The 25868-nt window shown below is 72.2% G+C and carries 23 protein-coding genes and 1 tRNA gene; 19 read left to right on the top strand and 5 right to left on the bottom strand.

Annotated elements, in window-relative coordinates; all coding sequences use genetic code 11:
• Positions 1–56 precede the first annotated feature (56 nt).
• Positions 57–1334 carry a PTS transporter subunit EIIC gene (locus ACFVHV_RS35185; RefSeq protein ID WP_359915207.1) on the bottom strand — a complete coding sequence of 426 codons (1278 nt, stop codon included), beginning with the start codon at positions 1332–1334 and terminating at the stop codon, positions 57–59.
• 386 nt (positions 1335–1720) lie between these two features.
• A complete protein-coding gene (locus ACFVHV_RS35180; protein ID WP_359915205.1) occupies positions 1721–3010 on the bottom strand; it encodes a PTS transporter subunit EIIC in 1290 nt (429 codons plus the stop codon).
• A 402-nt stretch (positions 3011–3412) separates the two neighbouring features.
• Between ACFVHV_RS35180 and ACFVHV_RS35175 the strand changes: the two genes are divergently transcribed.
• The 4 genes from ACFVHV_RS35175 (at position 3413) to rdgB (ending at position 5787) form a co-directional block, all read left to right on the top strand.
• Complete coding sequence (locus tag ACFVHV_RS35175) at positions 3413–3646, top strand: glucose PTS transporter subunit EIIB (RefSeq protein WP_063349220.1); 234 nt, start codon at positions 3413–3415, stop codon at positions 3644–3646.
• 141 nt (positions 3647–3787) lie between these two features.
• The gene (gene rph, locus ACFVHV_RS35170; RefSeq protein ID WP_359915203.1) at positions 3788–4513 is read left to right on the top strand and encodes a ribonuclease PH; all 726 of its coding nucleotides are present in this window, start codon (positions 3788–3790) and stop codon (positions 4511–4513) included.
• Between the two features lie 247 nt (positions 4514–4760).
• Complete coding sequence (locus ACFVHV_RS35165; protein WP_359915201.1) at positions 4761–5150, top strand: hypothetical protein; 390 nt, start codon at positions 4761–4763, stop codon at positions 5148–5150.
• A gap of 31 nt (positions 5151–5181) precedes the next feature.
• Entirely contained in the window at positions 5182–5787 is a 606-nt protein-coding gene (gene rdgB, locus ACFVHV_RS35160) for an RdgB/HAM1 family non-canonical purine NTP pyrophosphatase (RefSeq protein WP_359915199.1), read from the top strand.
• A 73-nt stretch (positions 5788–5860) separates the two neighbouring features.
• Here rdgB and ACFVHV_RS35155 read toward each other — a convergent pair.
• A tRNA-Leu gene (locus ACFVHV_RS35155) sits at positions 5861–5944 on the bottom strand.
• A 500-nt stretch (positions 5945–6444) separates the two neighbouring features.
• Here ACFVHV_RS35155 and ACFVHV_RS35150 point away from each other — a divergent pair.
• Positions 6445–8778, top strand: a complete 2334-nt coding sequence (locus ACFVHV_RS35150) for a chitinase C-terminal domain-containing protein (RefSeq protein ID WP_380356844.1) — start codon at positions 6445–6447, stop codon at positions 8776–8778.
• 96 nt (positions 8779–8874) lie between these two features.
• On the opposite strand, the gene bcp is transcribed toward ACFVHV_RS35150, so the two are convergent.
• Complete coding sequence (gene bcp, locus ACFVHV_RS35145; RefSeq protein ID WP_359915197.1) at positions 8875–9348, bottom strand: thioredoxin-dependent thiol peroxidase; 474 nt, start codon at positions 9346–9348, stop codon at positions 8875–8877.
• 166 nt (positions 9349–9514) lie between these two features.
• Between bcp and ACFVHV_RS35140 the strand changes: the two genes are divergently transcribed.
• The 3 genes from ACFVHV_RS35140 to ACFVHV_RS35130 all read left to right on the top strand — a co-directional run bounded on the left by ACFVHV_RS35140 (position 9515) and on the right by ACFVHV_RS35130 (position 11655).
• Positions 9515–9856, top strand: coding sequence for a DUF3618 domain-containing protein (locus ACFVHV_RS35140; RefSeq protein ID WP_359915195.1), 342 nt, complete (start codon positions 9515–9517; stop codon positions 9854–9856).
• A gap of 184 nt (positions 9857–10040) precedes the next feature.
• The gene (locus tag ACFVHV_RS35135) at positions 10041–10343 is read left to right on the top strand and encodes a co-chaperone GroES (protein WP_049655715.1); all 303 of its coding nucleotides are present in this window, start codon (positions 10041–10043) and stop codon (positions 10341–10343) included.
• Between the two features lie 130 nt (positions 10344–10473).
• Positions 10474–11655: a winged helix DNA-binding domain-containing protein gene (locus ACFVHV_RS35130; protein ID WP_359914276.1), complete on the top strand. Its 1182-nt coding sequence runs from the start codon at positions 10474–10476 to the stop codon at positions 11653–11655.
• A 30-nt stretch (positions 11656–11685) separates the two neighbouring features.
• On the opposite strand, the gene ACFVHV_RS35125 is transcribed toward ACFVHV_RS35130, so the two are convergent.
• On the bottom strand, positions 11686–14025 hold the full coding sequence (locus tag ACFVHV_RS35125) for a transglycosylase domain-containing protein (protein ID WP_380356837.1): 2340 nt from the start codon (positions 14023–14025) through the stop codon (positions 11686–11688).
• A gap of 222 nt (positions 14026–14247) precedes the next feature.
• Here ACFVHV_RS35125 and ACFVHV_RS35120 point away from each other — a divergent pair, with 222 nt between their 5' ends.
• The 11 genes from ACFVHV_RS35120 to ACFVHV_RS35070 all read left to right on the top strand — a co-directional run bounded on the left by ACFVHV_RS35120 (position 14248) and on the right by ACFVHV_RS35070 (position 25752).
• On the top strand, positions 14248–15045 hold the full coding sequence (locus tag ACFVHV_RS35120) for an ABC transporter permease (protein ID WP_380356834.1): 798 nt from the start codon (positions 14248–14250) through the stop codon (positions 15043–15045).
• The gene (locus ACFVHV_RS35115; protein WP_359914284.1) at positions 15038–15889 is read left to right on the top strand and encodes an ABC-2 family transporter protein; all 852 of its coding nucleotides are present in this window, start codon (positions 15038–15040) and stop codon (positions 15887–15889) included. The genes ACFVHV_RS35120 and ACFVHV_RS35115 overlap by 8 nt, the downstream gene beginning before the upstream one ends.
• Before the next feature lie 52 nt (positions 15890–15941).
• Positions 15942–16904 carry an ATP-binding cassette domain-containing protein gene (locus ACFVHV_RS35110; protein ID WP_359914287.1) on the top strand — a complete coding sequence of 321 codons (963 nt, stop codon included), beginning with the start codon at positions 15942–15944 and terminating at the stop codon, positions 16902–16904.
• A 156-nt stretch (positions 16905–17060) separates the two neighbouring features.
• Positions 17061–18362, top strand: a complete 1302-nt coding sequence (locus ACFVHV_RS35105; RefSeq protein ID WP_359914290.1) for a glycosyltransferase family 2 protein — start codon at positions 17061–17063, stop codon at positions 18360–18362.
• Positions 18363–18364: 2 nt separating this feature from the next.
• Positions 18365–19660 (top strand): nucleotide sugar dehydrogenase, encoded by a 1296-nt coding sequence (locus ACFVHV_RS35100; protein ID WP_359914321.1) that lies wholly within the window; start codon positions 18365–18367, stop codon positions 19658–19660.
• Positions 19661–19843: 183 nt separating this feature from the next.
• Positions 19844–21139 carry a DUF445 family protein gene (locus tag ACFVHV_RS35095; protein WP_359914293.1) on the top strand — a complete coding sequence of 432 codons (1296 nt, stop codon included), beginning with the start codon at positions 19844–19846 and terminating at the stop codon, positions 21137–21139.
• A 123-nt stretch (positions 21140–21262) separates the two neighbouring features.
• Complete coding sequence (locus tag ACFVHV_RS35090; protein WP_359914296.1) at positions 21263–22294, top strand: adenosine deaminase; 1032 nt, start codon at positions 21263–21265, stop codon at positions 22292–22294.
• Positions 22295–22490: 196 nt separating this feature from the next.
• Positions 22491–23063: a toxin-antitoxin system HicB family antitoxin gene (locus ACFVHV_RS35085; protein WP_380356828.1), complete on the top strand. Its 573-nt coding sequence runs from the start codon at positions 22491–22493 to the stop codon at positions 23061–23063.
• A 129-nt stretch (positions 23064–23192) separates the two neighbouring features.
• Positions 23193–24032, top strand: a complete 840-nt coding sequence (locus ACFVHV_RS35080; RefSeq protein WP_359914301.1) for a DUF4097 family beta strand repeat-containing protein — start codon at positions 23193–23195, stop codon at positions 24030–24032.
• Entirely contained in the window at positions 24032–24976 is a 945-nt protein-coding gene (locus tag ACFVHV_RS35075) for an ATP-binding cassette domain-containing protein (RefSeq protein ID WP_359914304.1), read from the top strand. The genes ACFVHV_RS35080 and ACFVHV_RS35075 overlap by 1 nt, the downstream gene beginning before the upstream one ends.
• The gene (locus ACFVHV_RS35070) at positions 24973–25752 is read left to right on the top strand and encodes an ABC transporter permease (RefSeq protein WP_380356825.1); all 780 of its coding nucleotides are present in this window, start codon (positions 24973–24975) and stop codon (positions 25750–25752) included. The genes ACFVHV_RS35075 and ACFVHV_RS35070 overlap by 4 nt, the downstream gene beginning before the upstream one ends.
• The last annotated feature ends 116 nt before the right edge of the window (positions 25753–25868 follow it).

Raw genomic sequence — 25868 nt, 5'->3', positions numbered from 1 at the left:
CCGCTGGGGGAGCAGCGGCGGGGCGGGGCCTTCGGGGCGGGGCGGTGACGCGGGCGTCAGGCCTTGGTGACGTCCTCGATCTCGTCGTCGTCCTCGCGACCGGGGGTCTTGAGGTCGAACTTGGCGATCGCGAAGCGGAAGAGGAAGTAGTAGACCGCGGCGAAGACCAGGCCGATCGGGATGATCATCCACGGGTCGGTGGCCTTGTTCCAGGCCAGCGCGTAGTCGATCAGGCCGCCGGAGAAGGTGAAGCCGTCGTGCACGCCGAGCGCCCAGGTGACGGTCATCGAGACGGCGGTGAGCAGCGCGTGGATGACGTACAGGACCGGGGCGATGAAGACGAAGGCGAACTCGATCGGCTCGGTGACACCGGTGACGAAGGAGGTCAGGGCCAGCGAGACCATCATGCCGGTGACGGCCTTGCGGCGGTGCGGCTTGGCGGCGTGGGCGATGGCCAGCGCGGCGGCGGGCAGCGCGAACATCATGATCGGGTAGAAGCCCGACATGAACTGTCCGGCGGTCGGGTCGCCGGCGAAGAAGCGGGTCAGGTCGCCGTGCACGACGGTGCCGTCGGGCTTGGTGAAGTCACCGGTCTGGAACCAGGCGAAGGAGTTCACGAACTGGTGCATGCCGACCGGCAGCAGACCGCGGTTGACCAGGCCGAAGGCGCCCGCACCGAACGCGCCGGCACCGATCAGGCTGTCGTTCAGGCTCTTGACGGCGTCGCCGATCGGGCCCCAGGCCAGACCGAAGAAGACGCCGACGGCGGTGCCGACGAAGGCCATCATGATCGGGACCAGGCGGCGGCCGTTGAAGAAGCCGAGCCAGTCGACCAGCTTGGTGCGGTGGTACTTCTGCCACAGCACCGCGGCCAGCAGACCGATCACGATGCCGCCGAGCACGCCCGGGTCCTGGTAGACCGGCTTGATCCACTTGTCGCCGTCGACATGGCCCTCGGAGACCGGGAACGCGGTGAGGACGTTCTTGTAGACCAGGAAGCCGACCAGCGCGGCGAGGGCCGTGGAGCCGTCCGCCTTCTTGGCGAAGCCGATCGCGATGCCCACCGCGAAGAGCAGCGCCAGGTTGGAGAAGACGCCGTCGCCGGCGGTGGCGAAGACCGAGGCGACCTTGTTCCAGCCGAGGCCGTCCTTGCCGAACACGTCGTCCTGGCCGAGACGCATCAGCAGACCGGCGGCGGGGAGCACCGCGATGGGCAGCTGGAGGCTGCGGCCGATCTTCTGCAGACCCTGGAGGAGGTTCTGGCCGAACTTCTTGGCGGGGCTTGGCGTGGCCGGAGCCGTAGCGGGCGCCGGTGCCTGCTCAGACTGACTCATGGGGGTGGGTTCCTAACGGCATGGCGGTCGGTCGGGGGACGGCACAGGGGGCCAACCGCGAACTGGTCTACACCACACGTGGTGTAGACCAGTTTTGTAGCACGGGCGGAGAAGCCGAGGAACCCCGGAAAGCGGTGCAGCCGGGAAGCGCTATGAAATCGAAACCTACTTACCGAATGGCGATCATGGTATCCACCGCGATCGGTATTTTGGCCGACCGCGCAACAAAATCGATTTTGGCTAATCGCGCAACAAAAGCACAGCCTGCTCCGGTGGGCCCTGCCAGGCGCGTTGGGCCGGGGCGACCGGGCTTTCCGAAATGCCGAAGACCCCCGGACCGTCGGGTCCGGGGGCCATTGCGGGGATAACCCCGGTGTTGCTCGGGTTCAGGCCTTGGTGACGTCCTCGACCTGGTCGTCGTCCTCCCGCCCGGGTGTTTTCAGGTTGAATTTGACGATGATGAACCGGAAGAGCGCGTAGTACACGGCGGCGAAGCAGAGGCCGATCGGGATGATCAGCCACGGTTTGGTGGCCAGTCCCCAGTTGATCGCGTAGTCGATCAGGCCGGCCGAGAAGCTGAACCCGTCGTGCACCCCGAGGCCCCAGGTCACCGCCATCGAGGCGCCGGTCAGCAGCGCGTGCACGGCGTACAGGGCGGGGGCGAGGTAGGCGAAGGAGTACTCGATCGGTTCGGTGACGCCCGTCACGAAGGAGGTCAGGCCGACCGAGAGCATCAGGCCGTAGATCTCCTTGCGCCGGTGCGGCTTCGCCGAGTGCGCCATCGCGAGGGCGGCGGCCGGCAGCGCGAACATCATGATCGGGAAGAAGCCGGACTGGAACTGGCCGGCGGTCGGGTCGCCCGCCAGGAAGCGCGGGATGTCGCCGTGCACGATCGTGCCGTCCGCCTTGACGAACTCGCCGAACTGGAACCAGACGAAGGTGTTCAGCAGCTGGTGCATGCCGATCAGCAGCAGGGCGCGGTTGAAGACGCCGAAGATGCCGGCGCCGGCCGCGCCCAGGTCGGCGAGGGTCTGCGAGAAGTCGTTCAGGCCGCGGCCGATCGGCGGCCAGACCCAGATCGCCACCACGGCGGTCAGCATGCCGACCAGGGCGGTGATCATCGGAACCAGGCGGCGGCCGTTGAAGAAGCCGAGCCAGTCGACCAGCCTGGTGCGGTGGAAGCGGACCCACAGCCAGGCCGACATCAGGCCGATCAGGATGCCGCCCAGCACGCCCGGGTTCTGGTACGTCGCGGCCGCCGCCTTCGCCGAGGTGTAGTCCACGCACTGGTCGCTGACCAGCACCGTCGGCGGCTGGCAGTGCTCCGGGAAGGCGTGCAGGACCCGGAAGTAGACCAGGAAGCCGACCACGGCGGCCAGCGCCGTCGAGCCGTCCGCCTTCTTCGCCATGCCGATCGCTACGCCGACGCAGAACAGCATCGGCAGGCCGAAGGCCGAGTCGAGCAGTGCGCCGCCCGCGGCGGCGAAGACCTTCGCGACGTCGTCCCAGCCCAGTCCGTCCTTGCCGAACACGTCCGGCTGGCCGAGCCGGTTGAGGATGCCCGCGGCGGGGAGCACCGCCACCGGGAGCTGCAGGGAGCGTCCCATCTTCTGGAGGCCGCCGTAGAAGGTGTGCCACCACGTGGTCTGCGGGGCCGTGGCGCCTGCCGAACTCATCCTTCGCCCTCCGGGTGCGGTTGCCGACCGGCGGGCCCCTGCGGGACCCTCGGGCGGGGCTCGGGAACACCCGGGGCCGTTACCGCGTTCCTCGGAGTACACATATATTGGTGTAGACCACTTGGAAGCAGGTCGTACTCCGGAGGCGCGAGCCCCGCTGATCGTCATCCTCGGGCGACGATCTGACGCCTGCCCGCCGGAATGGGCCAAAAGTGGACTAACGTGGCGGACCGGACCGGCACGGGTGATGCTGGTCGCGCTGCTCGCCGGCACGACCGCAGCCGAACCCGCGTCAGCCACCGGCACGGACCTCACCGCCCGGCGGTCGAGGGACACCCCAGCACCAGCGCAGGACGGCACCCGGCAGAGCCGCCGAAGGGCCGAGACAGAGGGAGAAACCAGATGGCCAGCAAGGCTGAGAAGATCGTCGCCGGTCTGGGCGGCATCGACAACATCGAAGAGGTCGAGGGCTGCATCACCCGCCTGCGCACCGAGGTCAAGGACGCCTCCCTGGTCAACGAGGCCGCCCTCAAGGCCGCCGGCGCCCACGGCGTCGTGAAGATGGGCACCGCGATCCAGGTCGTCATCGGCACCGACGCCGACCCGATCGCCGCCGACATCGAGGACATGATGTGAGCTGAGCCACCCGGGTTCAGTCCGTCCGGCCCGCCGACCCGCTCAGGGGGACGGCGGGCCGCGGCGCGTCCCCGCCGGCTCCCGGACCGGCCCCCCGCCGCTTCCCGGACCGGCCCCCCGGAGCGACTACGCTCAGTGCCTATGTCACGCATCGACGGCCGCACCCCCGAACAGCTCCGCCCGATCACCATCGAACGGGGCTGGAGCAAGCACGCCGAAGGCTCCGTCCTCATCTCCTACGGCGACACCAAGGTGCTGTGCACCGCCAGCGTCACCGAGGGCGTGCCCCGCTGGCGCAAGGGCAGCGGCGAGGGCTGGGTCACCGCCGAGTACTCCATGCTCCCGCGCGCCACCAACACCCGCGGCGACCGCGAGGCCGTCAAGGGCCGCATCGGCGGCCGCACCCACGAGATCAGCCGGCTGATCGGCCGTTCGCTGCGCGCCGTCGTGGACCACCGGGCGCTCGCCGAGAACACCATCGTGCTCGACTGCGACGTCCTCCAGGCCGACGGCGGCACCCGCACCGCCGCCATCACCGGCGCGTACGTCGCCCTGGTCGACGCCGTCGCCTGGGCCCGCGACAAGAAGCTGCTGCGCGCCAAGGGCCAGCCGATCACCGGCGGCGTCAGCGCCGTCAGCGTCGGCATCATCGACGGCGTCCCGATGCTCGACCTCCAGTACGAGGAGGACGTGCGCGCCGAGACCGACATGAACATCGTCTGCACCTCCGACGGCCGCTTCGTCGAGGTCCAGGGCACCGCCGAGGGCGCCCCGTTCGACCGCGAGCTGCTCGACCGGCTGCTCGACCTCGGCAGCCTCGGCTGCGCGGAGCTGGACGCGATCCAGCGCAAGGCCCTGGAGGGCTGAACCGGCGCGGGTCCCGCAGCCGTGGACCGGAGCGGACGCACGGTCAGCCCGCGGGCGCGGACGGCCGTTCGGGCCGCGGTGCGGACACGCGTGCGGGCCGCGGGCGAACGGCCCGCCGAACCGGTCGGCCTGCTGTACAGGCCGGGCCCGGAGACCGTACGGTTCCCGCAGCACTCCCGCTGCGGGAACCGCGCACCTCCCGGCGCGCGTCCCCCATCACGGAACCCGCGCCCCACAGGAGGATCGGATGCCGTCGAGCATCGCCCGCCCCGCCGCCCTCGCCGTGGCCGGACTCATCGCGATCCTCCCGCTCAGCATGGTGAGCTGCTCCGCCGCGCAGAAGGCGCTCGACTGCGGCAACACCGCGGTGCGGATCACCGGAGACATCGCCGACGTCACCCAGGCCTACGACAACGCGAGCAACGACGCGGCCGCGGCGGGGAAGGCCCTGCAGAAGCTCAAGAACGACCTCGACCAGGTCGGGAAGAACTCCAAGAACACCGACGTCGCCAAGGCCGTGACCGATCTGCAGAAGCAGGTCGAGAACGTGCAGCGGGCCGCGGACCGCAACGAGGTCCCGGACCTCAAGCCGCTCGGCGCCGCGGCCGGCAACCTCACCTCGGTCTGCACCGGCTGATCGTCCCCGGCCCCTCGGTAGGGTGGGCGATATGTCCACCCGCCTGATTCTCGCCACCCGTAACCAGCACAAGGTCACCGAGCTCCGCGCCATCCTGGCGGACGCCGGCCTGGACGTCGAACTCGTCGGCGCCGACGCCTACCCGGAGATCCCGGACGTCCCCGAGACCGGGGTCACCTTCGCCGAGAACGCCCTGCTCAAGGCGCACGCCCTGGCCCGCGCCACCGGCCTGCCCGCCGTCGCCGACGACTCCGGCCTCTGCGTGGACGTGCTGAACGGCGCTCCCGGCATCTTCTCCGCCCGCTGGTCCGGCAAGCACGGCGACGACACCGCCAACCTCGACCTGCTGCTCGCCCAGCTCTCCGACATCGCCGAGCCGCACCGCGGCGCCCACTTCTTCTGCGCCGCCGCCCTCGCGCTCCCCGACGGCACCGAGCGCGTCGTCGAGGGCCGCCTCCTCGGCACCCTGCGCACCGCCCCGGCCGGCGACGGCGGCTTCGGCTACGACCCGATCCTCCAGCCGCTCGGCGAGACCCGCACCTGCGCCGAACTCACCCCGGCCGAGAAGAACGCCATCAGCCACCGCGGCAAGGCCTTCCGCGCCCTCGCCCCGGTCGTCAAGGACCTGCTGGCCTGACACTCCGTCCGGTGAACGCGTCGAAGGCCCGCCCCGGGATCACCTCGGGGCGGGCCTTCGATTTCAACGCCAGTGCGGCCTGAGGGACTCGAACCCTCACGGGATTTCTCCCATGGGCACCTAAAACCCAGGCGTCTGCCAATTCCGCCAAGGCCGCATGGCGACCAGTCTAGAGCTTCGTCGAGTGTGGGGACAGCGAGTTCGGCCGCCGCCCCGCCGGTGCCGCGTCCCGGTTCGGCGTCCGGTCCGGTCCCCGGTCCGGCCCCGGCCTCGTCCCGGTCGGGGGGCGGCCGCGCGTCTGCCGCGCGCCGGTGCGGGCAGTTCGGCAGCCGGGTCGGCCGGTGCGCGCCGGGAGCGGGTTTCGGCCAGGGGGCTGACCGATTGTCGAGCGGCTCCGACCTGTGATGTTTGGCTTTTGATTACCAATTGGTACAGACCTATTGACCTATGTGGTTCAGACCACATAGCTTCTGCGCCAATTGCAATCCCCCACGTGCGTGCTCCCCCACAGGCACGCGCCGACACTCTCTCCTGGAGGACCGAGTGTTGATCCGAAACACGGCGGAGCGGCGTCCCACCGCCGCCCACCGCCGGAAGAGCCCGGCCGCCCGGGCCGGCGTGGCCTCGCTCGCCGCGGCCTCGCTGGCCGGACTGCTGATGGCGACGCTGGGTGCGGCGCCCTCGCAGGCGTCGGCGGCGGTCGACAACGCGGCCTGTCGGCCGGACGGCCTGTACCAGACCCCCGGGGTGGACGTCCCGTACTGCTCCGTCTACGACACCAGCGGGCGCGAGAAGATGGGCGCCGACCACCAGCGCCGCATCATCGGCTACTTCACCGGCTGGCGCACCGGCAAGAACGGCGACGCGCCGTACCTGGTGAGCGACATCCCCTGGGACAAGGTCACCCACCTCAACTACGCCTTCGGCCACGTCGGCTCCGACAACAAGCTCTCGGTCGGCACCGACGGCCCGACCAACGAGGCCACCGGGATCTCCTTCCCCGGCGTCCCCGGTGCCGAGCTGGACCCGAGCCTGCCGTACAAGGGCCACTTCAACCTGCTGACGAAGTTCAAGAAGCAGTACCCGAACGTCAAGACCATGATGTCGGTGGGCGGTTGGACCGAGACCGGCGGATACTTCGGGGACGACGGCAAGCGCGTCAACTCCGGCGGCTTCTACTCGATGACCGTCAATGCGGACGGCAGCGTCAACCAGGCCGGCATCGACACCTTCGCCGCCTCCTCGGTCGACTTCATCCGCAAGTACGGCTTCAACGGCGTCGACATCGACTACGAGTACCCGACCTCGATGAAGGACGCCGGCAACCCGCTGGACTGGCAGCTCGCCAACGCCAAGCGCGGCTCGCTGGCCAAGGGCTACGCGGCGCTGATGAAGACCCTGCGCGAGAACCTGGACAAGGCCGGCGCCGCCGACGGCAAGCACTACCTGCTGTCGGTCGCCGCCCCGTCCTCCGGCTACCTGCTGCGCGGCATGGAGACCTTCCAGGTGGCCAAGTACCTGGACTACGTCAACATCATGTCGTACGACCTGCACGGCGCCTGGAACAAGTACGTGGGCCCGAACGCCTCGCTGTTCGACGACGGCAAGGACGGCGAGCTGGCCGCCGCCAACGTCTACGGCACCGGGCAGTACGGCGGCATCGGCTACCTGAACGCCGACTGGTCGTACCACTACTTCCGCGGTTCGATGCCCGGCGGCCGGATCAACGTCGGCCTGCCGTACTACTCCCGCGGTTTCAAGAACGTGCAGGGCGGCACCAACGGCCTCTGGGGCACCGCCTCGGCGACCACCTGCCCGGCCGGCTCCGGCCTGACCGCCTGCGGTGACGGCGCGGTCGGCATCGACAACATCTGGAACGACAAGGACGACGCGGGCAAGGAGTCCCCGGCCGGGTCGAACCCGATGTGGCACGCCAAGAACCTGGAGAAGGGCATCCTGCCCGACTACCTGGCCAAGTACGGCGTGTCCGACACCGCGCTGCAGGGCACCTACACCCGCAACTACAGCTCCGCCCTGGTGGCGCCGTGGCTGTGGAACGACACCAAGAAGGTGTTCCTCTCCACCGAGGACGAGCAGTCGGTGGGCGCCAAGGCGGACTACATCGTCAACCAGGGCGCCGGCGGCGCGATGATCTGGGAGCTCGCGGGCGACTACAAGTGGGACGCCGCCGCCAACGGCGGCAAGGGCGAGTACGTCCCCGGTTCGACGCTGACCTCGCTGATGTACGACAAGTTCAAGTCGGCGGCCCCGTACGGCGCGATCCGCTCGACGACCGCGCTGCCGCAGCAGACCCTGCCGATCGACGTGTCGTTCACCAACTTCGCGCTGGGCGACTCGAACTACCCGATCAACCCGAAGCTGCACATCGTCAACAACTCGACGCTGACCCTGCCGGGCGGCACCGAGTTCCAGTTCGACTACGGCAACTCGGCCCCGGGCAACGCCAAGGACCAGTCCGGCTTCGGCCTCCAGGTCATCAAGCAGGACAACCCGGGCCCGGGCAACGTGGGCGGTCTGAAGGGCACCTACAACCGGGTGTCGGTCAAGCTGCCGGGCTGGCAGTCGCTGGCGCCGGGCGCCTCGATCGACATGGACTTCGTCTACTACCTGCCGGTGTCCACGCCCTCCAACTGGACGGTCAACGTGGGCGGCACGCTGTACGGGATCAAGGGCGACCTGACCCGCGGCGCGGTGGACGGCGGCACGCCGACCCCGACCCCGACCCCGTCGCAGACGGCCACCCCGACGCCGACCCCGACGCCCACCGCGACCGGGACGCAGACCCCGACGCCGACCCCGACCTCGGGCGCCTGCACGGCCGCCCCGGGCTGGGACGCGGGCACCACCTACGCGACCCCCACCAAGGTCTCGTGGAAGGGCCACTACTACCAGAACAAGTGGTGGACCAAGGGCGACGACCCCGCGGCCAGCGGCTCGTGGGGCGTCTGGAGCGACCTCGGGACCTGCTGATCGGGCCGGTCCGCCGAGGTGAGGAACGGCGGTGGCGGTGCACCCGGTCGGGGGGTGTGCCGCCACCGCTTCGTCGTTCTCCCGTACCGCGGTCGGTCAGGCGCCGACCTTGAGGTCGCGCAGCAGCTTGGCGACGTGGCCGGTGGCCCGCACGTTGTAGAACGCGTGCTCCACCTTGCCCTGCTCGTCCACGACGATCGTGGAGCGGATCACGCCCAGGTAGGTGCGGCCGTAGTTCTGCTTCTCGCCGAAGGCGCCGTACGCCTCCAGCACCTCCTTGTCCGGGTCGGACAGCAGCGTGACCTTGAGGTTCTCGGCCTCGCGGAACCTGCCGAGCTTCTCCGGCTGGTCCGGGGAGATGCCGATGACGTCGTAGCCGGCGCCCGCGAAGACCTCCAGGTTGTCGGTGAAGTCGCAGGCCTGCTTGGTGCACCCGGGGGTCAGGGCGGCGGGGTAGAAGTAGACGATGACCTTGCGGCCGGCGTGGTCGGCGAGGGACACCTGGTTGCCGTCGGCGTCGGACAGGCTGAAGGCGGGCGCGGTGTCGCCGGGCTGGAGGCGCTCAGACACGGTCGTACTCTCCTGAAGGCTGGGACGGGCGGCTGTACCACGGCAAACTTACCTCCGATGGTGGGTGGGGCCGCGCGGCCGTGTTCGGCAGCTGACACACTGGGTCAGTCGCACCGATCGCACGGATCGGACGGAACGACATCGGCGAGTGAATGGGGTGGCCCGAGTGGGCGAGGCGAGCACGCAGGACAAGTCGGCGCGGACGACCGCCCAGATCGAGGCGGACATCGAGCGGACGCGTGACCGGCTGGCGGGGACCCTCGACGAGCTGGCCGTCCGCGTCCACCCGAGCACCATCTCCGCCCAGGTCAAGGCCAAGGCGGCGGCCGCCGTCGAGGAGCGGGCAGCCCGGGCGTACGTGGCCGCCAGCGGCGTGGTGGAGAAGGTCCGGGCGCAGTTCGTGGACGAGGAGGGGCAGCCGCGCCGGGAGCGGATCGTCCCGGCCGCGCTGGTCGGCGTGGGCCTGGTGCTGCTGGTCGCCTCGGCCCGCAAGCGCCGCAAGGGCTGAGCACCGCGGGACGGAGGGCCGGGCGCGCCGCGTGCCCGGCCTTCCGCGTACCGGGCCAGCGTCACGCCCCGCGCCCGGGGGAGGTACCTTCGGGACCGTGAGTACGAACGACGAAGCGACCCGCTCCGAGTACGCGCAGGAGCCCGCCCGCCACGACCGGCTCGGCGAGAAGCTGCCGATCCGGATGCTGCACGACCGCGTGCTGGTGCGCATCGAGGGCGGCGAGGGCGAGCGCCGCTCGACCGGCGGCATCCTGATCCCGGCCACGGCGGAGCTGTCCAAGCGCTGTACCTGGGCGGAGGCCGTCGCGGTGGGCCAGAGCGTGCGCTCGGTGGAACCGGGGGACCGGGTGCTGTACGACCCGGAGGACAAGCTGGAGGTGGAGGTCCGCGGCGCCACCTACGTGCTGCTGCGCGAGCGCGACCTGCACGCCGTCGCCGCGACCCGTTTCGGCGACACGGAGGGCTCGACCGGGCTGTACCTGTGACGGCCTGATCCGTCCGGTGCCCCGCGGTGCCCCGACACGGGTCGGGGCACCGCGCTTCCGGCGCGGGCGGCGGGCCGGGCCGCCCGGGCGTCGTCGGGGCCGCGCGGCGGACACGCGCTAGGGTCCCGGCATGGGTGTGCCGGTGATCGGGGATGCGGAGCGTCGGGCCAGGCTGGGGCGGCGGCAGTTGCTGGTGCCGTCGCTGCGGGCGGCGCGGGTGGAGGACGTGGCCGACGCGGTGGTCGGGCTGCACGCGACGGACGCGGCCACGGTGTACCTGTCGGCCTGCGCGCGGCTGGCGGAGCCCTCGGCGGCGGAGGTGGACCGGGCGCTGTACGAGGACGTCTCGCTGGTGAAGCTGCTGTCGATGCGGCGGACGATCTTCGCGGTGACGGAGGGCCTCGCCCCGTACGTGAGTTCGGCGGCGGCGCGGGCGATCGCGGCGAAGGAGCGGGCGACGCTGCTGAAGCACCTGCGGGACTTCGCCGAGGGCTGGGACGAGGCCCGGCTGGCGGAGACGGAGCGCGAGGTGCTGGCCGCGCTGGCCGTCCGCGGCGAGGCGACGACCAGGGAACTCTCCGAGGACGTACCGCAGTTGCGCGAGACGATGCTGATGTCGGCGGGCAAGGCGTACGAGGCGAAGCAGAGCGTGGGCAGCCGCCTGCTGCGGCTGCTGGCCTCCGACGGGCACGTGCGCCGCTCACGCCCGCGCGGTTCGTGGCTGAGCAGCAGCTACCCGTGGGCGCCGGTGCCGCAGTGGCCGGAGGTGCCGGTGCGGGAGGCGAAGGCCGAGGTGGTGCGGCGCTGGCTGGCGGCGTACGGACCGGCGACGGTCGAGGACGTGAAGTGGTGGACGGGCTGGACGCTGGGGGACGTCCGCCGGGCGCTGGCCGATCTCGGGGCGCTGGACGTGGCGTTGGCCGGCGGGGCGCCGGCGCTGGCGCTGCCGGGGGACGAGGCGCCGGTGGCGGAGCCGGAGCCGTGGGCGGCGCTGCTGCCCGCGCTGGACCCGGCGGTGATGGGCTGGCGCGGGCGGGACTGGTACCTGCGGCCGGAGGACGTGCCGGCGCTGTTCGACCGGGCGGGCAACGCCGGGCCGACGGTGTGGTGGTGCGGCGAGGTGGTGGGCGGCTGGGCGCAGCGCCCGGACGGCGAGGTGGTGTGGCGGCTGTTCCGGGACGTCGGGGCGGCGGCGGAGCGGGCCGTCGCGGCACAGGCCGAGCGGCTGGCGGGCTGGCTGGGGGAGGTGCGGGTGACGCCGCGGTTCCGCACCCCGCTGGAGCGCGAACTGGTGGCCCGGGGCGCGTCCTGAAGCCTGTTCCGGAAGTCCGGGGACAAGGCTTCAGGGCGTGGGCGGGGCCGCCGGGTGGCTGGCGGGGCCGCCGGTGGCGCTGGGCGGGGCGGTGGGGCGGGTCGGCTGGACCTGGCTGGGCCTGGGGGTGGGGCTGGGCTGTTCCGGTTCCGTCGTGGGCTTGGGTGCCTGCGGGCTGGGGGTGATCGGGCCGGGAGCGGGTCGGCCGGTGGCGGCGGGGGTGCTGGGCTCGTGGCCGGGCGGTGTGCCGGGGGCCGGGCCGGTGTTGGCGGGTTCGCCGCCGGCGGCGGGGGCGGTGGTCGGGGTGGTGGCGCTGGGGGTGGTGCCGGCGGGGGCGGTGGGCCAGGGGGTGGCGGCGGGGGTGCCGTGTCCGGTCCTGAGGTCGAAGTCCTGGGTGGGGGTGCCGTCGAGGGCGGCGGCCATGTAGGCGGTCCAGATCCGGGTGGGGAAGGTGCCGCCGTTGATCCGGGTGAGTCCGGCGGTGCCGGCCAGCGGCTCCTTGGCGTGGGTCTTCGGGTTCTCCCGGAACAGGCCGACGGTGGTGGCGAGTTCGGGGGTGTAGCCGGCGAACCAGGCGGAGAGGTTGGAGTCGGTGGTGCCGGTCTTGCCGGCGGCGGGGCGGTTCAGGTCGAGGGCGGCGGCGCCGGTGCCGCGCGGGCTGACGACGTCGCGCAGCACGTCGGTGACGGAGTCGGCGGTCTCCCGGTCGAGGGCGTCGGTGGGGTCGTGTTCGGGCATCTTGGGGACGTCGACGGCGCCGCCGGGGTTGACGCGTTCGAGTTTGACGACGGACCAGGGGGTGCGGGCCCGGCCGTGGTCGGCGAGGGTGGCGTAGACGCCGGCCAGGTCGAGGGCGCTGGGGGTGGCGGTGCCGAGCGTCATCGAGGTGTTGGCCGGGTCCATGCCGCGGACGCTGTCGGGGATGCCGAGTTTGACGGCGGTCTCCCGGACGCGGGCGAGTCCGGCGTCGACGCCCTCCTGCGCGTACACGGAGTTGACGGACTTCACCATGGCGTAGCGCAGGGTGATGCTGCCGTAGTCGACGTCGTCCTCGTTGGGCGGCGCGTAGGGGGTGGGGCCGCCGGTGACGGGGCGTTCGCTGCTGCCGTCGTAGCGGGATTCGGTGGTGATCGGGACGCCGTCGAGGGTGTGCTGGGCGAGCAGGCCGGCGGCGAGGTCGATCGGTTTGAAGGTGGAGCCGATCTGGTTGTCCTGGCGCAGCGCGTCGTTGTAGGGCTGCTTGGCGTAGTCGGGGCCGCCGTAGACGGCGACGACCCGGCCGGTGGCGGGTTCGACGGAGGCGCCGGCGACCCGGACGTCGGTGTCGGTGGCGGGGCGGGCCCGGGGGTCGAGTTCGCCGGTGAGCCGGTCCTGGACGGCCTTGACGAAGGCGTCCTGCCGGGGCTTGTCGAAGGTGGTGGTGATGCGCCAGCCGCCGGCCTTGAGGGTGGCGGCGTCGAGGGTGCCGGAGGAGACGAGGTAGTCGTCGGCGACGCCGACCAGGTAGCCGGCCTGGCCGGCGAGGCCGGTGGCGGGCTGGGGGTCGATCGGGTCGGGGAAGGTGGTGGCGGCGCGGTCGGCGGGGGTGAGGAAGCCGAGCTGGACCATGCCGTCGAGGGTGTAGTTCCAGCGGGCGACGGCCTTCTCGCGGTTGGCGGGGGTGGCGGTCTTGACGTCGTAGAGGCTGGGGGCCTGGAGCAGGGAGGCGAGGTAGGCGCCCTGGGCGGGGGTGAGCGCGGAGACGTCGACGCCGTAGTAGGCGTGGGCGGCGCTCTGGATGCCGTAGGCGCCGCGGCCGAAGTAGCTGCTGTTGAGGTAGCCGGCGAGGATCTCGCGCTTGTCGCGCTGCTGGTCGACCTTGAGGGCGATGAGCAGTTCGCGGCCCTTGCGCTCGATGGTGCGGTCCTGGGTGAGGTAGTAGTTCTTGACGTACTGCTGGGTGATGGTGGAGCCGCCCTGCATGCCCTTGCCGAGCAGGGTGTTCCAGCCGGCCCGGAGCATGCCCTTCAGGTCGATCCCGCGGTTCTGGTAGAAGGTGCGGTCCTCGGCGGAGACGACGGCCTGCTGGGTCGGGAGCGGGATCTGGTCGATGGTGACGTCGGTGCGGTTGACGGCGCCGGTGCGGGCGATCTCGGTGGTGCCGTCGGCGTAGAGGTAGATGTTGTTCTGGGCGACGGCGTGGGCGTTGGGGTCGGGCACCGGGACGATGACGTAGAGCACGGCGAAGCCGCCGGCGGCGAGCAGGAACAGCAGGGTGAGGGTGCCGAGGGTGACCCGCCAGGTGGGCAGGAGCCGGCGCCAGAGCGGGAGGGCGCGGCGGGCCTCGCGGCGGGCGGCCCGTTTGGCCTGGCGGCGGGTGCTCAAGGTCATGCCGAGATTATCTGCTATTTGACGTCGGATCAGGCGGGGAAAACCGGGTGCGGGTGGTGCGGGCCGGAGGTACGGTGAAAGGTGCAAACCACATAGCGCACCCACTTCCAGCTCCGCCCGCCAGGCCCGGCACCCCCGGGTACGGCCGGTCGGAGCCGCTGGGGCGTGCGCGGATGTCGAGGGCCATCTCCCTCTGCCCATATTTGTCGACAAGGAGACAATATGCTCTACGCCGCCGTTGCCCGCGGCGCCTTCCGCCGCTACTCCACCTACCGGGCCGCCACCGTGGCCGGCACCTTCACCAACACCGTCTTCGGCATCATCCTGGCCTCCACCTTCCTCGCCCTCTGGCAGGCCCGCCCCGGCCTCGGAGGCTACGACCAGAGCCAGGCCGTCACCTACATCTGGGTCAGCCAGAGCCTGCTGGTCACCGTCGCGGTCTGGGGCGGCGGCTTCCAGGACGACCTCCAGGACCGCTTCCGCAGCGGCGACATCGCCGTCGACCTCTACCGCCCGGTCGACTTCCAGGCCTGGTGGCTGGCCTCCGACCTCGGCCGGGCCGGCTTCCAGGCGCTGGTGCGCGGCACCGTGCCGATACTGATCGGCGCGCTGGTGTTCCGCATCCGACTGCCCGAACACCCGCTGACCTGGGCGTTCTTCCTGCTCTCGGTACTGCTGGCGGTCGTGGTCAGCTTCGGGCTGCGCTTCCTGGTCTCGATCACCGGCTTCTGGCTGCACGACTCGGAGGGCGTGCGCTCGGTGATGCTGGTGGTCTCGATGTTCTTCTCCGGGATGCTGCTGCCGGTCGCGCTGTTCCCCGGCCTGCTCGGCGACCTCGGCCGGGCGCTGCCCTGGTCGGCGCTGGTGAACGTCCCCACCGACGTCTTCCTGGAACGGACCGGCGGCACCGCCCTGTTCGGGGCGCTCGGCTTCCAGCTCGGCTGGGCGGTGGTGCTGCTCGCCGCCGGGCGGGGCGCCCAGTGGCTGGCCACCCGCAAGGTGGTGGTGCAGGGTGGCTGAGCAGCTCGTCGGGCTCCGCCGGGAGCCCCTCGCCGCCCGCACCGCCTGGGCGCTGCGCTCCTGGTGGCTCTGCGCCCGGATGTGGATGCGCTCGATGATGGCCTACCGGGCCTCCTTCGCGCTCAACCTGGCGGCGAGCCTGGTCACCCACTCCCTCGACTTCGCGGTGCTGGTGATCATGTTCCTGCACACCGACCGGCTCGGCGGCTGGAGCCTGCCGGAGATCGCCTTCCTGTACGCCACCGCCACCTTCTCGCTCGGCGTCGCCAACCTGCTGGTCGGCTCGGCCGACGGGCTCGGCGCGCGGATCCGCAGCGGCTCGCTGGACACCATGCTGATCCGGCCCGCGCCCGCGCTCTCCCAGCTGTGCGCCGAACGCTTCACGCTGCGCCGGCTCGGCCGCCCGCTCCAGGCCGTCGCGGTGCTGGTCTGGTCGCTGGCCGCCCTGGACGTCCACTGGACCTGGGACCGGGTGCTGCTGGTGCCCGCCCTGCTGCTCTGCGGCACCGTCATCTTCGGCGCGATCTACATCGGCGGCGCCACCGTCCAGTTCTGGTGGGGCGAGTCCAAGGAGATCCAGAACTCCTTCACCTACGGCGGCGCGACGCTGCTGCACTACCCGCCGACGATCTTCGCCAAGGAGCTGGTCGCCGGGGCGGTCTTCGGCGTCCCGCTGGCCTTCGTCAACTGGCTTCCCGCGCTGCGCATCCTCGACCGGCCCGACCCGCTCGGCCTGCCCACCGCCTTCCAGTTCGCCTCGCCGGTCGTCGCCGCGCTCTGCGTCCTCGCCGCCGGGCTCGCCTGGCGGGCCGGGCTGCGCGCCTACCGCGGCACCGGCAGCTGAACCCCTCCCACGAACCCTCCCGCCGAACCCTTCCCATTCCGAAGGAGCTCCCATGGCACTGATCGAACTCCACGACGTCCACCGCACCTTCACCGTACGCACCCGCACGGGCCGGTTCAGCCGGGCCAAACGCGAGGTCCGGGCGGTGGACGGGCTCGGCTTCACCGTCGAGGCCGGCGAGTGCGTCGGCTACATCGGGCCCAACGGGGCCGGCAAGTCCACCACCATCAAGATGCTCACCGGCATCCTCGTCCCCAGCTCCGGACGGCTGCGGGTGGCCGGCGTCGACCCGGCGCGCGAACGCGTCGCACTGGCCCGCCGGATCGGTGTCGTCTTCGGCCAGCGCACCACCCTCTGGTGGGACCTGCCCCTGCGCGACTCCTTCGAACTCGCCCGCCGGATCTACCGCATCCCCGACGCCCGGTACCGCGAGAACCTCGGCCGCTGCGTCGAACTGCTCGACCTCGGCGGACTGCTGGACACCCCGGTGCGCCAGCTCTCGCTCGGCCAGCGGATGCGCGGCGACCTCGCCGCGGCGCTGCTGCACGACCCCCAGGTGCTCTACCTGGACGAGCCGACCATCGGCCTGGACGTGGTCAGCAAGGGCCGGGTGCGGGAGTTCCTGCGCGAGGTCAACCGGGACCGGGGCACCACCGTGCTGCTCACCACCCACGACCTGACCGACATCGAGCAGCTCTGCGGCCGGGTGATGGTGATCGACCACGGCCGGGTGGTCTACGACGGCGGACTGGAGGGCCTGCACGCCACCGGCCGCAGCGAGCGGACGCTGGTGGTGGACCTCGCGCAGGAACTCGCGCACCCGGTCGAGGTGCCCGGGGCCCGGGTCACCAGGGTCGAGGGGCCGCGCCAGTGGCTGGCCTTCCCGGCCCAGGAGAGCGCCGCGCCGATCGTGGCGGCGGTCGCCGCGCGCTACCCCCTGGTGGACCTGTCGGTGCGCGAACCGGCCATCGAGGACGTGATCGCCCGGATGTACGCGGAGGTCGCGATCGGCTGACGGGACGGACGCGCGGCGGCCGGGGGCTCTCAGGCCGCCGCCCGGCCGTCGCACGCCAGTGCCACGACCGGGAGCGCGTTCGGTTCCCCGTCGCCGGTGCGGGTGATCATCGTGACCCCTGGCCTCCACCGTGAGTTGACCCGGCATCACTCGCCGATGCCGGAACCGGAGGCCCGCTCCCCGATGGCCGTACCCGACGTGACCGTGGTGGTCGCGGTCTACAACACCATGCCGTACCTCACCGCCTGCCTGGACTCGCTGGTCGGGCAGTCCCTGGCGCCGGGGCGGCTGGAGGTGGTGGCCGTGGACGACGGCTCCACGGACGGCGGCGGGGAGCTGCTGGACGAGTACGCCGCCCGCCACCCAGGGCTGTTCACGGTGCTGCACCAGCCCAACTCGGGCGGCCCGGCGGGACCGACCAACCGCGCCCTGGAGCTGGCCCGCGGCCGCTACGTGCTGTTCCTCGGCGCGGACGACCGGCTCGGCGAGGAGGCGCTGGAGCGGCTGGTCACGGCCGCCGACGCCTGGGGCTCGGACGTGGTGGTGCCCAAGCAGATCGGGGTGAACGGGCGGCTGGTCCCGCAGGGGATCTTCCACGCCGACGCCGAGTCCGTGGACTTCACCGACTCCGCGCTGGCCTGGGCGCTGGCCGACACCAAGCTGTTCCGGCTCGACCTCCTCCGGCGCCACGGGCTGCGCCGCGACGAGCGGTTGAAGGTCTTCTCGGACCAGCCGTTCACCCTGGAGGCCTGCCTGCGGGCGGCCCGGGTGTCCGTCCTCGCCTCCTACGACTGCTACTTCCTGGTGCTGCGCGAGGACCGGGGCAACGTCACCGAGCGGGCCGGGGCGCTGGACCGGCTGCGCGGGATCGCCGCGCTGCAGCAGGTGGCGGCGGAACTGGCCGAGCCCGGAGAGGAGTTGGACGCCATCCGGGCCCGCAGCTTCGGCTGGGACGTGCCGCGCCTGCTGCAGGAGGGCTTCCTGCTGCTGGCCGAGGACGTTCAGGAGCGGGTGTGCGTCGAGGCCGCGCGGCTGGTCGAGCGGTTCGGCGCCCGCGAGGTGTACCACCGGCTGCCGCCCGCCGAGCGGGTGCGGCTCGAACTCGCCTGCGCGGTACGGCCGGAGGCGCTGCGCGACCACATCCGCTACGAGGCGGCGCACGGCGATCCACCCGCGGTGGTGGACGGCGGGCGGCGGTACGCGGGCTTCCCGGCGTTCCGGGACGCCCGGCTCGGCCTGCCGGACGAGCTGTTCCTGCTGCCGGAGGAGGCGACCGGGGCGGCCGCCGGGAAGGCGGCCCCGGAAGCGGCCTCGGAGGCGGTAGGGAAGGCCGCCCCGCGGCTCGACCTCGCCCGGCAGCTGTGGCGCGGGCTCGTCCCGGAACAGCTGCGGCGCCGGCTGCGGCGCCACCCGGCGTGGCGCCGGCTGGCCGACTCGGTGAACGGAGGACGGGGATGAGCCTGGACGTCTGCGTGGTCGGCCTGGGCAAGCTGGGCCTGCCGCTGGCGGTGCAGTTCGCGCTGAAGGGCCACCGGGTGACCGGTGCGGACACCGCCCCCGGCGTGGTGGAGAGCGTCAACCGGGGCGTGCCGCCGTTCCCCCGGGAGGCGGGCCTGGACCAGGCGCTCAAGCGGGTCGTCGCCGAGGGCCTGCTGCGGGCCACCGCCGACACCACGGCCGCGGTGGCCCGGGCCGAGGCCGTCGTACTGGTCGTCCCGCTGGTCACCGCCGCCGACGGCAGCCCGGACTTCGCCCTGCTCGACGCGGCCACCGACGCCGTCGCGGCCGGGCTGCGCCGGGGCACCCTGGTCAGCTACGAGACCACCCTGCCGGTCGGCACCACCCGGGAGCGCTGGGCGCCCCGGCTGACGTCCCGGTCGGGGCTCGCTGCCGGGAGGGACTTCGCGCTGGTGTTCAGCCCGGAGCGGGTGCGCACCGGACGGGTCTTCGCCGACCTGCGGCGCTACCCGAAGCTGGTCGGCGGCCTGGACGCGTCCTCCACCCGGCGCGGCGCCGAGTTCTACCGGGCGGTGCTGGACTTCGACCCGCGCCCGGACCTGCCCCGGCCCAACGGCGTCTGGGAACTGGCCTCGGCGGAGGCGGCCGAGTTCAGCAAGCTCGCCGAGACCACGTACCGGGACGTCAACATCGCGCTGGCCAACCAGTTCGCCCGGTACGCGGACGAGGTCGGGGTGGACTTCGCGGAGATCGCCGACGCCTGCAACTCGCAGCCGTACAGCCACCTGCACCGGCCGGGCATCGCGGTCGGCGGGCACTGCATCCCGGTGTACCCGCGGCTCTACCTGTGGAACGACCCGGGCGCGACGGTGGTCCGGGCGGCGCGCGAGGCCAACCTGGCGGTTCCGGGGTACGCGGTGGGCGTGCTGGCGGGGGCGGTGCCGGGCGGGATCGCCGGGCAGGGCGTGCTGGTGCTCGGCGCGTCGTACCGGGGCGGGGTCAAGGAGACGGCGTACTCCGGGGTGTTCCCGCTGGTCGAGGCGGTGCGGTCGGCGGGTGCGCGGCCGTACGTCAGCGACCCGCTGTACGAGGCGGAGGAGTTGGCGGCGCTCGGGCTGCCGCCGTACGGCGGGGAGCCGGTGGTGGCGGCGGTGCTGCAGGCCGACCACCCGGAGTACCGGGACCTGACGCCGGCGGACCTGCCGGGGGTGCGGGTGCTGCTGGACGGGCGGCGGTGCACGGACCCGAAGCGCTGGGCGGGCGCGGAGGTGCGGCGGATGGTGCTGGGCGGGGCGTGAGGCCCGGGCTGTTCGGCGTGTGAGGTCCGGCCGGTTCGGCGCGTGACGCCTGGCCGGTTCGGGGCGTCATGCCCGGCCGGTTCGGCGTGTGAGGCCCGGGCTGTTCGGTGCGTCACGCCTGGCGGGGGCGTGTGATCGCGAGGCGCGCCCCCGTCCGCGCCGGGCAACGGGCAGACTGGCGGGGTGAGTGACGATGCCTTCAGCGGGACCGGCCCCGGGGTCCGGTTCACCGCGGCCGACGAGCAGAAGAGACGTGGCGTCCGCCGGATGAAGACCATCGCGACCGGCCTGCTGGCCTTCGCGACCCTGGTCTTCGCCCTGGCCACCTGGGCCAAGGCGGCCGGCGCCGGCCCCTGGGCGGGGTACGTGGCGGCCGCCGCCGAGGCGGGCATGGTCGGCGCGCTGGCCGACTGGTTCGCGGTGACCGCGCTGTTCCGCCGGCCGTTCGGCCTGCCGATCCCGCACACCGCGATCATCCCGACCAAGAAGGACGCCTTCGGCCGCTCGCTCGGCGACTTCGTCGGCGAGAACTTCCTCTCCGGCCACGTGGTCCGCGGCCGCCTGGCGGCACTCGGCATCGGCCGCCGGCTGGGGGAGTGGCTGGCCGCGCCGGGCAGTGCCGAGCGGGTCACCAAGGAGGCCTCGGCGGCGCTGCGCGGCCTGCTCGCGGTGCTCCGCGACGACGACGTGCGGGCGGTGGTCGCCGAGGCGGTGACCAGGCGGGCCGCGGCCACCTCGGTGGCCGAGCCGATGGGCCGGATGCTCGGCAAGGTGGTCGCGGACGGCGGGCACCACGGGGTGGTGGACCTGGTCGCCGTCCGGGCGCACGGCTGGCTGACCACCAACCACGAGGAGGTGGTCCAGAAGGTCACCCAGAAGACCCCGGGCTGGACGCCCCGGTTCATCGACCACCAGGTCGGCGAGCGGGTCTACAAGGAGCTGCTGCGCTTCGTCACCGACATCCGGGACGATCCGGACCACCCCGCCCGCGGCGCGATCGACAACTTCCTCGCCGACTTCGCGACCGAGCTGCAGACCGACCCGGAGACCATCGCCCGGGTCGAGCGGGCCAAGGGCGAGCTGCTGGCCCGCGCCGAGGTGCAGGACCTGATCAACTCCACCTGGGCGGCCGTGCGCACCCTGGTGATGGGCGCGGCCGAGGACGAGGACAGCGAACTGCGCCGGCGCATCCGCGACGGCGTGCGCCGCTTCGGCGAGCGCCTGGCCACCGACCCCAAGCTCCAGGCCAAGGTGGACGGCTGGCTCCAGGACGCCGCCCAGTACCTGGTCGACACCTACCGCACCGAGATCACCTCGCTGATCTCCGAGACGGTGGCGGGCTGGGACGCCGACGACGCCTCCCGCAAGATCGAGGCCAACGTCGGCCGCGACCTGCAGTTCATCCGGATCAACGGCACCGTGGTCGGCGCCCTGGCCGGGCTGCTGATCCACACCCTGGCGGTGGCGCTCGGAGGGTGACCCCGGGCACGGCCTATCCTTGCCAGCAACTGTCTTCGGTACGCGCGTAGAAGGAAGAAGGGAACCACCGTGGTCCAGCCGGACGGAAGTCGGATCGGCCCCAGTGTCAGTCGGATCGAGCCCGTGGAGCGGAGCATCGAGGCGTTCATCGCCGGGATGCCCAAGGCGGAACTGCACGTCCACCACGTCGGCTCGGCCTCGCCGCGCGTCGTCGCGGAACTGGCCGCCCGGCACGCCGGGAACTCCAAGGTGCCGGCCGACCCGGCGGCGCTCGCCGAGTACTTCACCTTCACCGACTTCGCGCACTTCATCGAGGTCTACCTGAGCGTGGTGGACCTGGTCCGGGACGCCGAGGACGTCCGCTCGCTCACCTACGGGGTGGCCGAGGACATGGCCCGGCAGAACATCCGGTACGCCGAGCTGACCATCACCCCGTACTCCTCGGTCCGCCGGGGCATCCCCGAGGTCGCCTTCATGGAGGCGATCGAGGACGCCCGGCTGCGCGCCGAGAAGGAGCTCGGCGTGGTGCTGCGCTGGTGCTTCGACATCCCGGGCGAGGCCGGGCTGCAGTCCGCCGAGGAGACCGCCCGGCTGGCCACCGAGCTGGGCCCCGACGGCCTGGTCAGCTTCGGCCTGGGCGGCCCGGAGATCGGCGTGCCGCGCCCGCAGTTCAAGCCGTACTTCGACCGGGCCCGGGCGGCCGGCCTGCGCAGCGTCCCGCACGCGGGCGAGGCCACCGGGCCGGAGACGGTCTGGGACGCGATCCGGGCGCTCGGCGCCGAGCGCATCGGGCACGGCACCCAGGCGGTGAAGGACCCGGCGCTGGTCGACTACCTGGGCGAGCACCGCATCCCGCTGGAGGTCTGCCCGACCTCCAACATCGCCACCCGGGTCGTGGAGCGGATCGAGGACCACCCGATCAAGCGGATGGTCGACGCCGGGCTGCTGGTGACGGTCAACAGCGACGACCCGCCGATGTTCGGCACCGACCTCAACACCGAGTACGCGGTGGCGGCGCGACTGCTGGGCCTGGACGAGGCCGGGGTGGCGGGGCTGGCCCGCAACGCCGTCGAGGCCTCCTTCCTGGACCGGGCGGGCAAGACCCGGCTGACCGGGGAGATCGACGCCTACCTGGCGGGCTGGCAGCAGGCCTGACCTTCCCGCCGTCGCATTTCCCGCCGCCGCGTTTCCCGCTGTCACGTTTCCCCTGGTGAACCGCCCCGTCGACCTCGGTCGGCGGGGCGGTTCCGCGTTCCGGCGCCGACTGGCGCCATCCCCGTTCGGACCGTGGCGCCAAAGTGGTGCCACAAATGGCTCGACATGGCACCACGGCCGTGCCATGCTTACGGCCATGGACCTCACGCCGTACGTGGAAAACCTCCGGAACGAGCTCGCGGTGGCCGCCGCCACCGGCGGGGACGAAGCGCGTGCGCTGGCCGAGCGGCTGACGCTCCCGCTGGAGTCGGCCGTGCGGCTCACCCTGCTCAATGCGCTCTCGGCCGCCATGGGCGAAGTCACCCGTGACCTCGCCCCCGGCTCGGTGGACGTGCGCCTGCGCGGGCTCGACCCCGAGTTCGTGGTGACGGCGCCGCCCGGCTCGGACGCCTTCCACGGCGATACGGCGCCACAGCCGGCACCGATGGCGCCACTCGCGCCACCGGTGGCGCCGCCGGTGGCACCTTCGGCGGCGCCGGAGCCGGACGAGACCGGCACCGCCCGGATCAACTTCCGCCTGCCCGCCCACCTCAAGGCCAGGGCGGAGGAGGCCGCCGCCGAGGCCGGCCTCTCGCTCAACGCCTGGCTGGTCCGGGCCCTGGCCGGCGCCCTGGAGGGCGGCGAGCCGACCCGCCGGCCGGTGGCCGATCCGGGCAGCCGGGTCGCGCGCAGCGTCGGCGGCCAGGGCTTCACCGGCTGGGTCCACTGAGGCCTCCGCAGTACCCCGAGCATCCGCACGACCTCTCGCACCACCTCCCGCACCACCTTCTGCACCTTCGACGTCACCCCCGCTCCGACCAGCGGGAACACCCACACGAGTCAAAAGGACGGGACAGCCATGCCTACGTACGAGACCGACGGACCGATCTCCGCCATCCTCGAGTTCGACATCGGCTCGGTCTGGATCAAGGCGGGCAAGCGCACCGACACGGTGGTCGAGGTCCGGCCCGCCAATCCGGCCAAGGAGGCGGACGTCAAGGCCGCCGAGCAGACCCAGGTCGACTTCTCCGGTGGCCGGCTCGGCATCAAGGCCCCCAAGCAGCGCAGCGTCTTCAGCGGCAAGAAGGGCGCGGTCGAGGTCCTGGTCGAGCTGCCGGCCGGCTCCGAGGTCCACAGCGAGTCGCCGATGGCCGAGTTCGTCACCGAGGGCCCGCTCGGTGCCTGCCGGCTGAAGACCTCGCTCGGCCGGATCCAGGTCGAGAGCGCCGAGAGCGCCCGGCTCGACAGCGGCTTCGGGGACGTCCGGCTCGGCGCGACGACCGGGGACGCCGAGGTGACGGGGGCCGGCCGGATCGAGATCGGATCCGTCGGGGGCCGGCTGACGGTGAAGAACAGCAACGGCGACACCGAGGTCGACGAGGTGCACGGCGAACTCCACGCCAACGCCTCCAACGGCCGGATCCACGTCGGCTGCGCCGAGGGGAACGTGGACGCCAAGTCGGCGCACGGCCACATCCGGGTCGGCCGGGTGGTCCGCGGCAAGGTCACCCTCCAGACCAGCGTGGGGGACGTCGAGGTCGGCATCGCGGAGGGCACCGCGGCCTGGCTCGACGTGCACAGCAAGGTCGGCGGCGTCCGCAACGACCTCGGCCCCACCCAGGGCCCGGGCGACGCGATGGAGACGGTCGAGGTCCGCGGCCGCACCCAGGTCGGCAACGTCGTCGTCCGGAGGGCCTGATGGCGGCCGACTCCGCGGTCCCGGCGATCTCGGCGACCGGACTCACCAAGTCCTACGGGGACAAGGCGGTCCTCAGGGGCGTCGACCTGGAGATCCCGGCGGGCAGCGTGTTCGCCCTGCTCGGGCCCAACGGCGCCGGCAAGACCACCATCGTGCAGATCCTTTCCACCCTGATCCCCGCGGACGGCGGCTCGGCCCGGGTGGTCGGGCGCGACGTGGCACGCGAGGCCGACGCGGTGCGGAAGGCGATCGGGGTGACGGGCCAGTTCTCGGCGGTGGACAACCTGCTCACCGCCGAGGAGAACCTGATGCTGATGGCCGACCTCAACCACCTCCGCCGTCGGGAGGGGCGGAGGCGGGCGGAGGAACTGCTGCGGCGCTTCGATCTCACCGAGGCCTCGCGCAAGGCCGTCACCACCTTCTCCGGTGGCATGCGGCGCAAGCTCGACCTCGCGATGACCCTGGTCGGGGACCCGAAGGTGATCTTCCTGGACGAGCCGACCACCGGGCTGGACCCGCGCAGCCGGCGCACCATGTGGGAGATCATCCGGAGCCTGGTCGCCGACCACGGGGTGACGGTCTTCCTCACCACCCAGTACCTGGAGGAGGCCGACCAGCTCGCCGACCGGATCGCCGTCCTGGACGGCGGCCGGATCGTCGCCGAGGGCACGGCCGAGGAGCTGAAGCGGTTCGCCCCCGGCGGGCGGATCCGGCTCCGGTTCGCGGACGCCGGCTCGCTGGCCACCGCCGCCACGCTGTTCGAATACGCCACAGCCGACACCGAGGCGCTGCGGCTGGAGATCCCGGGGGACAACTCCGTCCTCACCGTGAAGGCCGTGCTGGACGTGCTCGACAACGCGTCCGTGCAGGCCGAGTCGTTGGTCGTGGAGACGGCCGACCTGGACGACGCGTTCCTTCAACTGACCGGGGAGGGCGTGCGATGAGCATGGCCACGGGCACGGCAGCCCACGCGCTCAGCGACTCGCTGACCATGCTGCGCCGCAACCTCAAGCACGCGCTGCGCTACCCGTCCCTGACCTTCGCGGTCGTGGTGATGCCGGTCATGATGCTGCTGCTCTTCAACTACGCCTACGGCAGCACCCTGGGCGCCGGCATAGGCGGCGGACACTACATCGACTACGTGACGCCCGGCATCGTGCTGATGGCGGCCACCTCCGGGTCGCTGGTCACCGCGATCGGCATCTGCACCGACATGACCGAGGGCATCGTCAACCGCTTCCGCACGATGGCCATATCGCGCTCCGCCTTCCTGGCGGGGCACGTGGTCGGCAGTGTCGTCCAGACCATGATCGGGCTGGTGCTGGTGATCGGCACGGCCCTCGCGATGGGCTTCCGGCCGAACGCCGGACCGGTGGAGTGGCTGGCCGCGATGGGCCTGCTGCTCTTCCTCACGATCGCCCTGACCTGGATATCGGCCGGCATCGGCCTGGTGGCCAAGACGGTCGAGAGCGCCAGCAACATGCCGATGCCGCTGCAGTTCCTGCCCTTCATCGGCAGCGCCATCGTGCCGACCGACTCCATGCCGACGGCACTGCGCTGGTTCGCCGAGTACCAGCCCTTCACCCCCATGATCGAGACCCTGCGCGGGCTGTTGATGGGGACCGGGATCGGCACCAGTGCCTGGAGCGCCCTGGCCTGGTGCACCGTGCTGACGCTGGTCGGCTACTTCTGGTCGCGGAGCGTCTTCTACCGGCGGTGACGGGGGTACGGCCGGTAGACCCGGCGGGGGGGGGCGGGGGGGTTACCGCGGTGGGGGGGGGCGGGCGGCCCCGCCCTTATGTTAAGGGCCAGACACCCACTCGGGGGGGGCTAGTA

It is taken from the genome of Kitasatospora sp. NPDC127116 (genome assembly GCF_042677365.1).
Classification (GTDB): domain Bacteria; phylum Actinomycetota; class Actinomycetes; order Streptomycetales; family Streptomycetaceae; genus Kitasatospora; species Kitasatospora lactacystinica.
The sequence above is the reverse complement of the archived record's forward strand: the minus strand, read 5'-3'. Positions and strand labels throughout refer to the sequence as shown.

Coding starts and splice junctions, on each gene's coding strand:
- ACFVHV_RS35185 (WP_359915207.1), bottom strand. CDS start 1,334: ATGAGTCAGTCTGAGCAGGCACCGGCGCCCGCTACGGCTCCGGCCACG.
- ACFVHV_RS35180 (WP_359915205.1), bottom strand. CDS start 3,010: ATGAGTTCGGCAGGCGCCACGGCCCCGCAGACCACGTGGTGGCACACC.
- ACFVHV_RS35175 (WP_063349220.1), top strand. CDS start 3,413: ATGGCCAGCAAGGCTGAGAAGATCGTCGCCGGTCTGGGCGGCATCGAC.
- rph (WP_359915203.1), top strand. CDS start 3,788: ATGTCACGCATCGACGGCCGCACCCCCGAACAGCTCCGCCCGATCACC.
- ACFVHV_RS35165 (WP_359915201.1), top strand. CDS start 4,761: ATGCCGTCGAGCATCGCCCGCCCCGCCGCCCTCGCCGTGGCCGGACTC.
- rdgB (WP_359915199.1), top strand. CDS start 5,182: ATGTCCACCCGCCTGATTCTCGCCACCCGTAACCAGCACAAGGTCACC.
- ACFVHV_RS35150 (WP_380356844.1), top strand. CDS start 6,445: ATGGCGACGCTGGGTGCGGCGCCCTCGCAGGCGTCGGCGGCGGTCGAC.
- ACFVHV_RS35135 (WP_049655715.1), top strand. CDS start 10,041: ATGCTGCACGACCGCGTGCTGGTGCGCATCGAGGGCGGCGAGGGCGAG.
- ACFVHV_RS35130 (WP_359914276.1), top strand. CDS start 10,474: ATGGGTGTGCCGGTGATCGGGGATGCGGAGCGTCGGGCCAGGCTGGGG.
- ACFVHV_RS35125 (WP_380356837.1), bottom strand. CDS start 14,025: ATGACCTTGAGCACCCGCCGCCAGGCCAAACGGGCCGCCCGCCGCGAG.
- ACFVHV_RS35120 (WP_380356834.1), top strand. CDS start 14,248: ATGCTCTACGCCGCCGTTGCCCGCGGCGCCTTCCGCCGCTACTCCACC.
- ACFVHV_RS35110 (WP_359914287.1), top strand. CDS start 15,942: ATGGCACTGATCGAACTCCACGACGTCCACCGCACCTTCACCGTACGC.
- ACFVHV_RS35105 (WP_359914290.1), top strand. CDS start 17,061: ATGCCGGAACCGGAGGCCCGCTCCCCGATGGCCGTACCCGACGTGACC.
- ACFVHV_RS35085 (WP_380356828.1), top strand. CDS start 22,491: ATGGACCTCACGCCGTACGTGGAAAACCTCCGGAACGAGCTCGCGGTG.
- ACFVHV_RS35080 (WP_359914301.1), top strand. CDS start 23,193: ATGCCTACGTACGAGACCGACGGACCGATCTCCGCCATCCTCGAGTTC.
- ACFVHV_RS35075 (WP_359914304.1), top strand. CDS start 24,032: ATGGCGGCCGACTCCGCGGTCCCGGCGATCTCGGCGACCGGACTCACC.
- ACFVHV_RS35070 (WP_380356825.1), top strand. CDS start 24,973: ATGAGCATGGCCACGGGCACGGCAGCCCACGCGCTCAGCGACTCGCTG.